The organism is Paraburkholderia agricolaris (assembly GCF_009455635.1).
Classification (GTDB): Bacteria; Pseudomonadota; Gammaproteobacteria; order Burkholderiales; family Burkholderiaceae; genus Paraburkholderia; species Paraburkholderia agricolaris.
This window is the reverse complement of record NZ_QPER01000002.1, coordinates 2250541-2264442: the sequence shown is the minus strand read 5'-3', so window position 1 is coordinate 2264442 and position 13902 is coordinate 2250541. Positions and strand designations below refer to the sequence as shown.

Annotated in this window: 12 protein-coding genes; 3 read left to right on the top strand and 9 right to left on the bottom strand. The window is 62.6% G+C overall.

Annotation, left to right across the window (positions count from 1 at the left end):
• Window positions 1-221 precede the first annotated feature (221 nt).
• Window positions 222-905 (top strand): histidine utilization transcriptional repressor HutC, encoded by a 684-nt coding sequence (gene hutC, locus GH665_RS31435; RefSeq protein ID WP_153142385.1) that lies wholly within the window; start codon window positions 222-224, stop codon window positions 903-905.
• A gap of 39 nt (window positions 906-944) precedes the next feature.
• On the opposite strand, the gene hutC (GH665_RS31430) is transcribed toward hutC (GH665_RS31435), so the two are convergent.
• Genes hutC (GH665_RS31430) through GH665_RS31410 form a run of 5 tightly spaced genes read right to left on the bottom strand, consistent with a single transcriptional unit; the run spans window position 945 to window position 4776 of the window.
• Window positions 945-1694 carry a histidine utilization transcriptional repressor HutC gene (hutC, locus tag GH665_RS31430; protein ID WP_153141048.1) on the bottom strand — a complete coding sequence of 250 codons (750 nt, stop codon included), beginning with the start codon at window positions 1692-1694 and terminating at the stop codon, window positions 945-947.
• Entirely contained in the window at window positions 1691-2560 is an 870-nt protein-coding gene (locus GH665_RS31425; protein WP_153141047.1) for an amino acid ABC transporter ATP-binding protein, read from the bottom strand. Before GH665_RS31425 ends, hutC (GH665_RS31430) begins: the two co-directional genes overlap by 4 nt.
• A 19-nt stretch (window positions 2561-2579) precedes the next feature.
• Entirely contained in the window at window positions 2580-3242 is a 663-nt protein-coding gene (locus tag GH665_RS31420) for an amino acid ABC transporter permease (protein ID WP_153141046.1), read from the bottom strand.
• 29 nt (window positions 3243-3271) lie between these two features.
• Window positions 3272-3922 carry an amino acid ABC transporter permease gene (locus GH665_RS31415; protein WP_153141045.1) on the bottom strand — a complete coding sequence of 217 codons (651 nt, stop codon included), beginning with the start codon at window positions 3920-3922 and terminating at the stop codon, window positions 3272-3274.
• 26 nt (window positions 3923-3948) lie between these two features.
• Window positions 3949-4776: a transporter substrate-binding domain-containing protein gene (locus tag GH665_RS31410; protein ID WP_153141044.1), complete on the bottom strand. Its 828-nt coding sequence runs from the start codon at window positions 4774-4776 to the stop codon at window positions 3949-3951.
• A 295-nt stretch (window positions 4777-5071) separates the two neighbouring features.
• Between GH665_RS31410 and GH665_RS31405 the strand changes: the two genes are divergently transcribed.
• A complete protein-coding gene (locus GH665_RS31405; RefSeq protein WP_153141043.1) occupies window positions 5072-6037 on the top strand; it encodes an isopenicillin N synthase family dioxygenase in 966 nt (321 codons plus the stop codon).
• A gap of 20 nt (window positions 6038-6057) precedes the next feature.
• A complete protein-coding gene (locus GH665_RS31400; protein ID WP_174771765.1) occupies window positions 6058-7494 on the top strand; it encodes an FAD-binding oxidoreductase in 1437 nt (478 codons plus the stop codon).
• 20 nt (window positions 7495-7514) lie between these two features.
• On the opposite strand, the gene GH665_RS31395 is transcribed toward GH665_RS31400, so the two are convergent.
• The 4 genes from GH665_RS31395 to GH665_RS31380 form a co-directional block, all read right to left on the bottom strand.
• Complete coding sequence (locus GH665_RS31395; RefSeq protein WP_153141042.1) at window positions 7515-8291, bottom strand: hypothetical protein; 777 nt, start codon at window positions 8289-8291, stop codon at window positions 7515-7517.
• A 135-nt stretch (window positions 8292-8426) separates the two neighbouring features.
• A complete protein-coding gene (locus GH665_RS31390) occupies window positions 8427-9209 on the bottom strand; it encodes a substrate-binding domain-containing protein (protein ID WP_153141041.1) in 783 nt (260 codons plus the stop codon).
• Window positions 9210-9406: 197 nt separating this feature from the next.
• Window positions 9407-12817: an alpha/beta fold hydrolase gene (locus GH665_RS31385; RefSeq protein WP_153141040.1), complete on the bottom strand. Its 3411-nt coding sequence runs from the start codon at window positions 12815-12817 to the stop codon at window positions 9407-9409.
• Window positions 12818-13024: 207 nt separating this feature from the next.
• On the bottom strand, window positions 13025-13816 hold the full coding sequence (locus GH665_RS31380; protein ID WP_153141039.1) for a hypothetical protein: 792 nt from the start codon (window positions 13814-13816) through the stop codon (window positions 13025-13027).
• Window positions 13817-13902: the final 86 nt, after the last annotated feature.

The window sequence follows — 13902 nt, the reverse complement described above, 5'->3', positions numbered from 1 at the left end:
GACAGGCTGGACTGGCAGATTGCATGAACGGATTGCATGAACGGATTGCATGAACGGAGACAGAGCCGGTGAGCGGGCTACCCGCCAGTGAGCTGGCCAAAAATGTGTACCACCCGCGTACCACCCACGAGGTCGACGTGAACACTATTACAAACACACACCCGCAAACCGCAGAGACGCAGGACCCGCCTGGCCGTACCCAGCAGACACCCGCCAAGGCGATGCCCGCCTACGAGCAGATCAAGCGCTATGTACTCAGGCGCATTAGCGAAGGGGACTGGAAGCCGGGCGGCTTGATTCCATCCGAAACGGAACTGGTCAAGGAATTCGGCGTCGCGCGCATGACCGTGTCGCGCGCTTTGCGCGAGCTCACCACCGAACGCGTGCTGACGCGCGTGCAAGGTTCCGGCACGTTCGTCGCGCCGCAGCGCTACGAATCGACGGTACTGGAAATCCGCAATATTGCCGACGAAATCGCCGCGCGCGGTCATCGTCATTCAGCGCGTGTGCTGATGCTCGAACCCAGCGACGATCCACACGCGCTCGAAGCGCTCGGCCTCGCCAGCGGCCCTGCGTTTCACTCGTGCATTGTGCATAGCGAGGAGGGCGAGCCGATTCAGTACGAAGATCGCTACGTCAATCCGAAGGTGTTTCCCGACTACCTGCAACAGGACTTCACCGTCGAGACGCCGAATCATTACATGGTGCGGCTCGCGCCGATCCAGCGCGCGGAGTTTCGCATCTATGCGCAGAAGCCCGACGCATATGTGCGACGGCATCTGATGATGGATATCGGCGAGCCATGCTTGCAGCTATGGCGCCGCACCTGGGTGGGCGACGATGTGGCGACGTCGGTGCAGTTGTGGCATCCGGCATCGCGTTTTCATCTGGCGGGCAACGTATAAGCCGCGCAATAAGAGCGAGGGCGGGCGGCGTGTGCGCCGCTAGCCCTGGCGCTGCGACAGGTCCGGCGTGAACCGGCAACCCAGCCGGTACCGCGAACCCGGATGCACGAAGCGTGCGAACGTGACCGCAACGCCGCTCGTCCAGGTGCGGCGCATCAGCGTCAGGCACGGTTCGTCGGCGTGAATTTCCAGCAATTCGGCCTCAGTGCGCGTCGGCAGGCCCGCGTCGACGACATGCTCGACGTCGTGCGCCGGCACCGTCACGAACAGATACTCGGACGGCCTCGTCGTGGCGAAGTCCTGCTTCAGGAAGTCGGGCGCGGTTACCGGATTGACGTAACGGTCTTCGAGCTGCACCGGCAAGCCGTTCTCGCGATGCACGCAAATCACATGAAACACGGACGCTCCGGGCGCCAGCCCTAGTGCGTTCGACACAGTCACCGGCGCGGTTTCGCGTTGCGCGAGAACCGTGTCGTAGCTGTATTCGTGACCCCGCGAGCGGATTTCGTCGCCGATATGGGCGATCATCAGCAGCGTGGATTGCGGCTTGGTTTGCGCGACGAAGGTGCCGACGCCGGACACGCGGGTGACGAGGCCTTCATCGGCCAGTTCGCGCAGCGCGCGATTCGCCGTCATGCGCGACACGCCGAGTGTCGTGACCAGTTCCTGTTCGGACGGCAGCCGTTCGCCCGCTTGCCGGCCGCCCGATTCGATGATCTGGCGGATATGGTTCTTGACCTGTTCGTAGCGGGCGGCGGGCGGCTCAATCGCCGTGTGCATGGTCTTCATTGCGGTTCCACGTCGTCAGGGCCGCGTGTCCAGAACGCATTGCGGTCGAAATAGTTTTGCAGGAACTGCCGCAAACGCGGCTGCCCCGCATCGTGAAAGACTTCGCGCGGCTTGCCTTGCACGGCGATATGTCCCTGGTCGATGAACATGACCTTGTCGGCCACCTGCGCGGCAAAACCCATTTCGTGCGTGACCACGGCCATCGTCATGCCGTCGCGCGCAAGCTGCTTCATTACCTGCAACACTTCGCCGACCAGCTCGGGATCGAGTGCCGAGGTCGGTTCGTCGAACAGCATGATGTGCGGCTCCATCGCCAGCGCGCGTGCAATCGCAACGCGTTGCTGCTGGCCGCCCGAGAGTTTCGCAGGATAGGCGTCGCCCTTATGCGCGAGGCCGACGGTTTCCAGCATCGCATTGGCGCGGCGGCGCGCTTCGTCATGCGACAGATGGCGCACGCGCAGCAAGGCTTCCATCACATTGCCGAGCGCTGTCATGTGCGGCCACAGATTGAATTGCTGAAACACCATACCGACGTTGCGCCGCACGCGATTGATCTCGTTCTGCGACGCTCGCACGCGTTTTCCATTGCGCTCGCTATAGCCTAGCAATTCGCCTTCGATGCGCACGTCGCCCTGATCGTAGGTTTCGAGCGCGGCCAGGCAGCGCAGCAGTGTGCTTTTACCCGAACCCGACGGGCCGATGATGCAGACCACTTCGGAGCGGGCGATCTCGAGATCGACGCCGCGCAGCACCTCGACTTCGCCGAAGCGTTTTTTCAGGCCGCGCACTTCGATGAGCGGCGCGCCTGTCGGCGTATCGAAGGCGGCGGTGGACGCGGAGGAGGGCATGTCGGCGATAGCGTTCATAGGGAGGTCCGGATTGCGTTCATGCCATGAAGCGCGCGATGCGGGTTTCTGCCCACATACCCACGCGCGAGGTCAATTCAACCAGCGCGAGATAGCACACGCATAGCACCAGCAGCGTCTCGACGAAAGCGAAGGTGGCCGAACCAATGCCGGTCAGCACGAAGGTGAGTTCGGGGACGGTGACGATCGACAGCACGGCGGTTTCCTTGCTCAGCACAATAATCAGGTTGGTGAGCGCGGGCACGATCAGCACCAGCATTTGCGGTACCTGAATGCGCAGGATCGCTTGCCAGCGGGTGAGCCCGAGACAGGAGGCCGCTTCGAGATGACCCGGTGGCACCGATTGAAAGCCGGAGCGAAACGCCTCGGCGAAATACGCGCTGCCGTAGAGACCCAGGCCGAGTACGCCGGCCGTCATCGGTTCGAGCGTGAGGCCGAAGGAAGGGCCGCCGTAGTACAGCAAAAACAGTTGCACCAGGAATGGCGTGCCGCGGAAGAGTTCGATATAGAAGCGTAACAGGCCGCGCACCCAGCGTCCGCAAAAGAGTTGCAGCACGGCGATCAGAAAGCCGATCAGGATGCCGATCACCACGCCGGCAGCCCAGGTGCCGAGCGTGGTCGCGAGGCCGGCGGCAATCGGCTGCAGATTGTGCGTGATGACGGTGGGGTCGAGCGTTTGCATGACTTATTCGATCTCAGGCTCAGGGGCGTTCACGCATGCTGCAAACGGTATTCGGCGGCGTGCGCAACGAGCGCGAGGCAGCCGCAGATCACGAAGTAAATCAGCCCGGCGGCGACGTAGGCTTCGAGCGGCCGATAGGTGCTGGCCGCAATGTTCTGCGCGGTACGCGTCAGTTCGGCCACACCGACCACCGAGATCAGGGACGAAGCCTTGATCAGCAGCACCATTTCATTGACAAGCGAGGGCAGCGTCAAGCGAAACGCCTGCGGCACCAAAATGCGCCGCAGCATATCGAACGGTGAAAGACCGAGCATGCGCGCGGCCTCGAGATGACCCGGCGGAATACTGAGGAAACCGCCGCGCAGAATCTCGGCGATGTACGAGGCGGAGCATAGCGACACGGCGCTGATCGCCGCAACGATGGGCGAGACATTGATTCCGGCGAACGGCAGCAGGTAGTACACCAGCAGCAGTTGCACCAGCATCGGCACGCCGCGGAAGAAAAACACATAAGCGCCGCCGAACATGCGCGCGGTGCGCCTCGCCGAGAGGCGCGCGGCACATACGCCGATCGCGACAAAAAAGCCGATCAGCAGACCTGTCAGCGAAATGCCGATGGTGGCGAGTGCCGCGTGCAATAGCAGCGGCAAACCCTGGAGGAAGACGGTCGTGCTGAACATAGGCGGCCCCTCCGTGCGTCAAACCGTCAATAGTTCGGCGACGGCATCGTGGTCGGCGCGTCCATCGCGACACCGAACCACTTCTTCTGCAACGCCGCGAGGCGCCCGTCGTTGTGCATCTTCACGAGCGCCGCGTTGAAGGCATCGGCAAGCGGCTTGCTATCCGCGTCTTTGCGCAGGCAATAAGCAAAGTACACCTTCGCGCCGAACGGCGGCTGTACCACGGCGAAGGCCTCGGGACGCTGTTTGGCGACATACGCGATATTCGTCATCGAATTCGCGACCGCCGCGATGCGGCCGGCGGCAAGGTCGGCGTAAGCCTGATTGTTGTCGACGTATTCGCGGATTTCAGGCGGCTTCGGCAAGGTGGCGACGTACGCCTTCAACTGGTCGAGTTGGGCCGAGCCTTTGCCCGCGCCGACAGTCTTGCCGGCAATATCCGACGACTGCTTGAGCGCGGTGTCGTTGGCGCGCTTGAGCAGCGCGTCGGTGGCGTCCGCGACCGGCAGCGTGTACGTGTAGCGTTCCATGCGCGCCTTGGTGACTGTCAACGGCCCGCCCACCATATCGAACTTGCCGGCTTCGAGACCCGGCAGCACGCTTGGCCACGGCAAGTCGATGAAGTGCACCTTCACGCCCAGTTCCTTGCCCACCTCGGCGAACAGATCCTTATTGAAGCCCGCTTGCTGGCCGTTTTCAAGGAAGTCGAAAGGCGCGAACTGCATCTCGGTGCCGACCACCAGTTCGCCGGCTTTCTTCACTTTGGCGAGTTGATCGTCCGCGTGGGCGGTGATGCTTGCCGCGCACAACGCCAGCATGACCAAACGACACTTCCATCCTGCAAGGATGCTCATGGGATTCTCCGGTTGGCAAAATGGTGTCGCGCGAAAGCGGTTCGTCAGCAGACTCTGCGCGATTCATTCGAGGCAGTATATACCGCAGTTTTCGCGCGAAATAAATAAACGCGCGAGTAGAGAAAAGCCCTTATGTGAGGCTACGCGAAGCAACTTGCGGGAGCGCTTTTGGCGGTATATACAACGAAGAAGCAACGAAGAGGCACGCGAGCGTGTCGCGAGTGGAGCGATTCGCAAGCCGACTCACAAGTCTCTTTTATCAGTTGAATCGACCGGCCTTCCAGGGAGCAGCGCAATGCCCGTGACCCGTATTCCGATCATCGATCTTGCCGGCGTTCGCGCGGGCGACCCGCGGGCCTTGACCCGCGTGGCACATGAAATCCGCGAAGCGTGCACCACGATCGGCTTCTTCTATATCGTCAATCACGGCGTGCCACAAACGGCAATCGATGCAGCCGCCCAGGCGGCGCGCACGTTCTTTGCGTTTCCTGTCGAGACGAAGCGGCGCGCGGCGGTCAATCATCGGCATCGAGGTTTCAACGCGCTCGGCGACGCCACCATGTATCAGGCGAAGCGCCCCGACTACAAGGAGTTCTTCAGCATCGGCCTCGAATTGCCGGAGGACGATCCCGATGTGCGCGCGGGTCAGGCGTTGCGTGGACCGAACAACTGGCCGGATTTCATGCCTGAATTGCGGCCCGCGCTTTATGGTTATTACGAAGCGGTGGCCGCATGCGGCGCCGATCTGCTGCGGGCGGTGGCGGTGAGTCTCGGCGTCGACGAGCATTTCTTCACGCCGCGCTATACGAAGCGGATGCAGCGCACGCAGATGGTCTACTATCCGCCGCAGCCGCCTCAATCGGACGCGGATCAGTTCGGCGTTGCACCGCATACCGACTACGGCTGCATTACCCTGCTATGGCAGGATCAGGTAGGGGGCTTGCAGGTGCGCGAGATCGCCAATGACACGTGGGTCGACGCGCCGCCGATCGAGGGCAGCTTCGTGGTGAACGTTGGCGATCTGCTGGCGCGCTGGACCAACGATCGCTTCCGCTCCACCTTGCATCGTGTGATCAATGCATCGGGGCGCGAGCGCTATTCGATCGCGACGTTTTATGATCCCACTTACGGCGCGACGGTCGATCCGCGTGAACTCGGTACGAGCGACGCCGACCTCAAGTATCAGCCGGTCGCCGCGGGCGATTACATCCTCGGCCGGATCAACGATTCGATGGGTTATCGGAAGAAAACGGCCGTTTAAGGAATGCAAGGAACCACTGCATGACAGATAAGAGTTTGGCAAATGGCGCAGCGAGCAGCGCAACCCATAGCGTCGCACCGCTTTCGGCTACGCTCGATGCGCTACGTGCCGCGCTCGGCGCCGACGCGGTGCGCACCGGCGAGCAGATCGGCGAACATGCGATGTCCGACTGGACACGCCACGATCCAACGCGTCCCGCCGCGCTGCTTTTGCCTCGCAGCACCGAAGAAGTCTCGCACGCGCTGGCGATTTGCCACGCAGCGTATCAGCCCGTCGTGCCGCAGGGCGGTATGACCGGACTCGCGGGTGGCGCGATTGCCCGCGCGACCGATATCGCGCTGTCGCTCGAGCGGCTCACCGGCGTTGAAGAAATCGATGCCGCCTCGGCCACGCTCACCGTGCGCGCCGGCACCACCTTGCAAACCGCACAGGAAGCCGCCGCCGAAGCCGGCTTCGAACTTGCCCTCGATCTGGGCGCACGCGGCTCGTGCCAGATCGGCGGCAACCTCGCGACCAATGCGGGCGGCAATCGCGTGATCCAGTCAGGCACCGCGCGCGACCAGGTGCTCGGCCTCGAAGTCGTGCTCGCCAACGGCGACGTGCTGACGTCGCTCGGCAAGATGGTCAAGAACAATACCGGCTACGACCTGAAACACTGGTTCATCGGTTCGGAAGGCACGCTCGGCGTGATTACGCGCGCGGTGCTGCGGCTCCATCCGCCGCGCGCGGCGCGTCACACGGCGCTCGTCGCCCTCGACGGTTACGACGCGGCCGTGAATCTGCTGCGCCGACTGTCGACGCGCTTTGGCAACGACATTGGCGCGTTCGAGATCATGTGGCCGGATTTCTACGATTTCGGCGTGAAACTGACGGGCACGCGTTCGCCGTTCGCCGACCCGCACCCGCTTTATGCACTGATCGAACACGCGAGTTTCGACGCGGGCGACGACGGCGAACGCTTCTCCGCCGCGCTGACCGAAGCGCTCGACGCAGAAGCGATCCGCGACGCGGTGATCGCTCAATCGGTGGCCGACGCGCGCGCGTTATGGGCGATTCGCGAATGCACCGCCGAATTTCCGGTGCGGCTCGATGCGATCAACTTCGACGTGAGTTTGCCGATCGGCGAGATCGGCGCTTTCGTCGACCGTTGCCGCGCGGCGCTCGATCAACGCTGGCCGGGCAACGCGTCGTATTTCTTCGGCCATATCGGCGATTCGAATCTGCACGTCACCGTGGATGGCCATTCGATCCCCGGTGTCGATCACGGTACGGTGTATGCCTTCGTCTACGAGATGCTGGGGCCCTTGCACGGCTCGGTGTCGGCGGAACACGGGATCGGCTTGCTCAAGCGCGAGTTCTTGCCGATCTCGCGCTCGCCGGCTGAATTGGCTGCAATGGCCGCGATCAAACACGCTTTGGACCCGCATGGGATCCTGAATCCCGGCAAGCTGTTCTGAGCCACGGCGGGCCGCGCGATTTAGCGCGGTGCCTCTTCGGCGTGCGTCAGCAGTTCGTTGGCGTAGCGGCGGTACAGCCACGAAAGCGAGGCTGCGGCGAACACGACGAAAACAGCATTGAGCAGCGCCTGAATAATCGCGAAGACGGCGAGGCCCTGGGTCTGGTGCGCGGCCATCATCTTCGGGCCGACCAGCATGAATATCAGGGCGGTGACCACAAAGAGCGGCACATAAGTCACGAAGCCCACGCCGATGATGCTCCATACGTGTCCACGGCTGTCCCGCCACGCTGCCCGCAGCGCAACCCGGCTGCCGAGCGCGATGGACGGATAAAGCAGGCTCAGACGGATAAGCACGAACAGATAAACGAGCAGCAGCGGCACATAGATCAGGAACCCCATCTTCAGCGCGCGCATGGCGAAAAAGGTGAATCCTGTAATCGCCAGCGCGATCAGCATGATGGCGAGCCATACCAGCGCATAGCGCAAGAGCGGCTTGCCGTTGAGCGGCACGAGCGGCTGCGTGCCTTCGCCAAGCAGCACGAAACGATGAACCTTGATGGTCAGCGTGCCGGATACCGCCAGTTGCAGAAAGAACCAGACCAGCGAGAGCAGGCCGTGGCCGACACGCGTCGTCGCATCCATCGTGTCAGTGACGGCGGGGCGTTGTCCTGTCAGTAGCGAGGTGCAGGCCAATACGATGCAGACGCCGAGGAACAACCAGGGCATCTGTGTGACGGCTTGCCACGAACTGATCCAGCCTTTTTTGACGCAAGCCCCGAAGGTCAACTGTTCCATAGTTTTCTTTGAAATCGTCCTGAAGTGTGAAGGCCACAGCCCTGCTTCTATTGATGGTGAGGGTTGCTTATGTCTGGCCGCGCAAAGTGGACGGGCTGGCCGGACGCGTTTTCCGGCCAGCCCGAGGCCGCTTCGTCAATGCGTTGCGACAGAATCCAGGCCGGTTGACGTTACCACGGGCTGTACGGCGGGTGAGGCGAGATAGTCGAGCAATGCCTTTGCTTCTTTCGGATGTTCGGCGCCCACCGGGATGCCGGCAGCAAAGCGCGTAACCGATTGCACCGACTCCGGAATCTTTCCGACGAAGGTGGCGCCCGGCACCGGCAGCAACTCACTGACCTGCTGGAATCCCAGTTCGTAATCGCCATTGGCAACCACCGATGCGACCGGAATTTTCGGAATCATCTTCGCCTTGCTCTTTACCTGAGCTTCGATGCCAAGCTTGCTGAAGAGCTCGCGCTCGATATAGACACCGCTCGCGCTGTCCGAGTAGGCGATCGATCTGGCATGGAGCAAGGTCTCCTTTAGCGCATCGACCGAGCTGATATCCGGTTTCGGCGCGCCGTTGCGCACGACCATGCCAATGCGGGAAGCGGCAAGCTCGACGCGCGATCCGGGAATCACCTTGCCTTGCTTGATCAGCTCGTCGAGCGCGTAGCCGACCATGATGACCACGTCCGCGTGTTCGCCCCGCTCGAGGCGGTTCGGAATGGCTTCCGGCGATTTGCCCATCGACGGTCCGAGGATCGTGTCGAGCGTGTTGCCGGTTGCGGCCGCGAATTTGGGGCCGAGCAATTTATAGGCGGCGGTGAAGCCGCCCGACGTCATCACGTGGAGTTCGGCGGCCTGTACGTTTGCTGTTGCAACGGTGCTGGCCAGCAGTCCGGCGGCCAACGTAGTCAGAAAAAAGGTTTTCATCCGGATAAGCGTGGCAGTTCGATGTGGATAAGGGCGTGATGGACTCACGGCGCCAGGTGCGCTGGCCGCAACCGCGGCGACCCGCCCCCTTATACATACCATACCTGAACAGCAGCCCGAATAGCGCGCGGCGTGCAACCCGGGTACGCTGCCGCCGGATTCTCCGATCCTGTAGCGGCGGCGCGTTGCGGCATTCGTCAATGCGCGTTCAGATACCGTGCAATCACCGGATACACGTCCACCGCCGAGTTCTTGCCGAAGATACAGTCGATATGCCCGTAGCCGGGAATCAGATGGCGCTCATATGGCTGCTCGGGGAAGTGCCTGACCAGCAGGTCGAATGTGAACTCGGTACTCTCCGGCAGATAGGTTTCATTCTTTTCGCCGTGGATGAAGCCGATCGGCAGACGCATGCCCTCCAGACCTTTCATGCCGTCCGTTCCGGTGAGGTAAACGTCTTTGCCGGCCGCATCGACAACCTTGCCCGCTCGCACCATGGCGGCCAGATGCCTGAATACCTCGATGTCGTGCACGCCGAATAATTCCTGCAGGTTCGAGTGAAGCGTCTCGCTCAGTTTGTCATGCTCATAGAGCAGGCCGTAAAGGAAGGTTGTCCGGTGGCAGATCGGGCTGCCGCAACCCTGCTTGTGATTGAGCGGGTAGAGCCGCAACGCTTCATCGAGCAGATTTTCAGGCCATGCCCCGCGTTCCGTGAAGGCCGTCAGATCGTGTACGCCGAGATGCGCCATGATGTCCGGGATATGCAGCCCGCACTTGATCTTTTCCAGCGTGCCCGGCACCGGATGCGCCGAGACCTGCGAGATGACCGCCGAGCGCACGCCCTCGAGGCCACCTAGCAGCGACATGGTCAACGCCATGCCGCCCATGCAGTGGCCCAGCACCTGAATCTCCGGCAGGCCGGTCAACGCGCGCACTTTGGCGACCGCGGCCGGAATGTCCTCGCGAGCGACCTTGTCGACATTGGTCGGCACCAGCACGCTCGGCATTTCGATGCTGACGCGCAGATCGACGAGCCACACGTCGTAGCCGGCCGCACAGAGATATTCGACCAGATTGGTGCCTGTCAGATCGGTGGAAAAGATCCGGCTCGACACGCCCGAACCGTGAATCAGCAGCACGGGGCGCAGGGGTGCATTGGACGGCCCGGCGTAGCGCGTGAGTCGCAGCGTGGTGCCGTCGGGCGTGTCGAAAAAAACTACTTGCGGCACCGGTGCGCGCAGCGCGCGCTTCAGGCGCGGCGACGCTTGCGGATCATAAAACTGCAAGGGCGCGGCCACGCCGCCGTATTCGGTGAACAGCACACCCGCGAAAAACTTGCCGAACTTCAGGGTCCATTCAAGGCGCGTTTCCAGATCGGGTGCGTTGGTGACTTCGAGCGTGCGTTGCTGCTTGAGGAAATTCTCGGGTGTGATGATCAGCGTTGCCGTACCGATCGGCGGTGCATCCGCTTGCGCCGACTCGCGGATTTCTGCGTAGAGCGTGTTGGTCTGTTCCCACAGGTTGATCGGCGAGGTCCGGGTGATGATCTTCTGTCCGCTCAGGTAGTGCGTCTTGCCTTCGGTGGCGTTGAGCGTCATGTGGTAATTCATGTTGCGCTCGTCTACATCCGATTGATTGACCACGAACAGGTTGAAGGTGCCGTCGGCGATCGTCATGGGTTGCGCGCTGAGCGCGAGGCAAGTCAGCGTGCCGGTGGTGTGGGCGAGATGCTGTGGATTGCTCAGCATATCGGCCAGATTGTCCGATTCGACCGTGAGTGTGAATTCGATCGGACTGGCGGTGGCATCGCCCACGACGGTCGGCGTATAGGTGCCGATCATCGTTTCGGTGAAGCGCAGGCCGATCTGCTGGGGCGCCGGGGCGGCGGCCGCACCCTTGGCCTGGTAGTCGATGTTCCAGCCTCGCGCCTTGGCGAGCAGCGCGCAATTGCGTTCCGCCAGCGCGGAAATCGTCAGCAGCGGATTGACGCCGAGCGACATCGGCATCACAGCGCCATCCATCACATACAGGCCATCGTGCACGGCATTGCCTGCGGTATCGCTGAAAACGCGGCCTTGATGGTCGACGACACCGCGCGTTGCGTCCTCACCCATCCCGCAGCCGCCGAGCGGATGCACGGTGACGATGCGGTTATCGAGCAGGCTGGTGGAGATCGGGTTGCGCAGGTATTTGCCGCCGAGCGGTGCCTGGGCTTTCTTGAGCGTTTCTTCGACGGTCTGGAAGATCGGCTGCTTGCCGGCGTTCGGCCAGTCGATGCGCGGCCTGCCTTTATCGCCTACGGTAATCTGGCCGCTTTCGTCGTCATGCGCCATCACCAGGTAGGTTTGCGTGTGGTTGAGGGCGCCGTGATAGGGACCGCGCAGGAAGCTCTCGATCACGCGCGCATCGTAGCCGAGCGGTTCCCCGGCGGCGCGCGGCGCGGGAATGTCGACGCCTTCGAGCGGCGCCGCGCCGCCGAGCAGGGCGACCATCGCGGCGCCGACCGCCCCGGCGAGCGAGCCTTCTTCGATCACGAAGCCGTCTTTCACCTCGGGCGTATTGCGGTGGTCGATGATGCCGGTAATGGTCGGTCCGACAGCAGGAATCTCGCCTTGCTCGTGCGCGCCCCAGCCGATGCCGTTGATCGCTTCCTCGGTGTTGTACGCGAAGGCGAGGACGTCGCCGTTGCCGGTGAAGTGCTGGCCGAGCCTGCCCGAAACGCTCAGACCCGCCTCGCGCGAACGCAGCAGCAGGGCGGTCGAACCGATCGTGCCGGCCGACACGATGACGATATCGGCACTCACGAACAGATCGGGCGCGTCATAGCTCTCACGGCCCAGCGAGACCTCCTGAAAGCGCACGATCCACTTTTGCGTGGCGGTGTCGCGCAGCACCGAATGCACGGCCGTGCCCGTGAAAATATGGGCGCCGTGCGCGACGGCATCGGGCAAATAGTTCATGTGCGTGGAATTCTTCGCGTCGTAATTGCAACCCGAGTTGCAATCGCCGCAACCGACGCAGGCCTTCTGTTCGACGCCCGCCGCGTTCACGCGGTCCTCGAAGGTGACGGTGATCTCCGGCGGGTAAAAGCGATCTGCCATGCCGAGCGCCTGCGCGGACTGTTTGAGCGCCTGCAGTTTCGGCAACTGCAAAAAATCGCCGGACACCGCCGACGGCTGCAGCATCGCGTGGGCGAGTTCGTAGCCTTTGTCGCGTCCCGCCTGGTCGGCGCGCAGCGCCTCGGGCCAGCGTTCGTCATCCCATAGGCGCGGGTCGGCCTTAAGCGCGACGTTCGCGTTGATCAGCGAGGTGCCGCCCAGGCCGCAGCCGACCACCGCATTCACGTCGTCATTCACGTGGACTTCGAGCAGCGCGAGCGGCGAGCCGATTTGCGCGAGGGCGGTGTTGTATTGAATCTGCGCGGCGCCTTCGATTGGCGTGCGCGGATACTCGCCGGCCATGAATTCGCGCCCGCGCTCCAGTACGCACACGCTTCTGCCGGCGCGCGCCATACGGCTCGCGGCGATCGCACCGCCATAACCCGAACCCACCACCACGACATCGTAATGCGGCTGCATGGCTGTCAGGACGCTCGATAAGCGGTTCATCAGGACCACCTCGTCAGGAAGGAGATGCCGGGTAGGGGAACCCGGACTTCGGAAGGAAGACGGCGTGCGGCAGCGGCTTTTTTATCGCAGGCGGTGCGCGATGTCAAAAAAAGGCGCATCGTACGAGGCGCGTGCGTGGAGCCGGCCCCGATTTCCGCAAGCAAGAAGAAACCCGCCGCCGCCCCACGCCGGTCCGTGAAGAGGCTATTAGGCGGCTACTTCATTCATTTCGCTGTCGCTCGATTCGGCGGCGAGCAGGTTCAGGGCGAGCAGAATCACGGCGCGATTGTCGACGTCGATTTCGATGCCGAGCGCGTCGGTCAACCAGCGGCCGATCTTGGTATTGGAAAATTCGGCGGCGCCGGCCGTCTTTTTCATGGTGACGCCAAGTTTGACGGCGCGATAGTGATATGAGGGCACCCGATGCTGAGCTGCGACTGCCGACAAGCCACCTTTGCCTTCCGAGCACCAGCCGAGACTGCCGGCCAGCACGATGCGCTCCGGCTCGTCGAGGCTGTCGATGAAGGCGCGCGCCGCGAGCCGCACGCCGTGTTCGTCGAGACCGTATTGCAGCAACACGCTTTCGACCGGGTCTTCCAGTGCTTGCGCGTGCAGATCGATTTCCTGCGCCATGCCTTCGTTTTCCATCGACACATTGCGTTGATGGCCGGCGCTGCGCAGGCAGTCGATCAGGTAACGGCGAAAATACGCGCACAGTGCGTAGCCGTTGGACGGCGCGCTGTCTGCGCAGGCGTTGGTCTCCGTGTGGCCGGGTGCGAGGCGCAGTACTTTCGCGTAGATAAACTGCGCGACCAGTTCTTCCTTGTCCTCGCCGAGGGCCTGGAGTTCAAGCGGGTGATAGGTACGCAGCGCCCGCTTGACCAGATCGACCATCGACACCATTTCGTCGCCGGACAACTGGGTGCGGCGGCGCCACAGGTCGGGCAGGATCGCATCGTCGAGATTGCGGACGAACGCGTGGCTCGGAACTGCGCCCATGAAAACCTCCATAAAGGGAAAGACCAGGAGCGCGGGGAGCCTCGACTGCAGGCAAGGAAGGCAAGCTGGAATTGTTAAACCGCGCT

Excerpts from the sequence above, each read along its gene's own strand:
- hutC (WP_153142385.1), top strand. The coding sequence starts at position 222 with ATGCCCGCCTACGAGCAGATCAAGCGCTATGTACTCAGGCGCATTAGC.
- hutC (WP_153141048.1), bottom strand. The coding sequence starts at position 1,694 with ATGAAGACCATGCACACGGCGATTGAGCCGCCCGCCGCCCGCTACGAA.
- GH665_RS31425 (WP_153141047.1), bottom strand. The coding sequence starts at position 2,560 with ATGAACGCTATCGCCGACATGCCCTCCTCCGCGTCCACCGCCGCCTTC.
- GH665_RS31420 (WP_153141046.1), bottom strand. The coding sequence starts at position 3,242 with ATGCAAACGCTCGACCCCACCGTCATCACGCACAATCTGCAGCCGATT.
- GH665_RS31415 (WP_153141045.1), bottom strand. The coding sequence starts at position 3,922 with ATGTTCAGCACGACCGTCTTCCTCCAGGGTTTGCCGCTGCTATTGCAC.
- GH665_RS31410 (WP_153141044.1), bottom strand. The coding sequence starts at position 4,776 with ATGAGCATCCTTGCAGGATGGAAGTGTCGTTTGGTCATGCTGGCGTTG.
- GH665_RS31405 (WP_153141043.1), top strand. The coding sequence starts at position 5,072 with ATGCCCGTGACCCGTATTCCGATCATCGATCTTGCCGGCGTTCGCGCG.
- GH665_RS31400 (WP_174771765.1), top strand. The coding sequence starts at position 6,058 with ATGACAGATAAGAGTTTGGCAAATGGCGCAGCGAGCAGCGCAACCCAT.
- GH665_RS31395 (WP_153141042.1), bottom strand. The coding sequence starts at position 8,291 with ATGGAACAGTTGACCTTCGGGGCTTGCGTCAAAAAAGGCTGGATCAGT.
- GH665_RS31390 (WP_153141041.1), bottom strand. The coding sequence starts at position 9,209 with ATGAAAACCTTTTTTCTGACTACGTTGGCCGCCGGACTGCTGGCCAGC.
- GH665_RS31385 (WP_153141040.1), bottom strand. The coding sequence starts at position 12,817 with ATGAACCGCTTATCGAGCGTCCTGACAGCCATGCAGCCGCATTACGAT.
- GH665_RS31380 (WP_153141039.1), bottom strand. The coding sequence starts at position 13,816 with ATGGGCGCAGTTCCGAGCCACGCGTTCGTCCGCAATCTCGACGATGCG.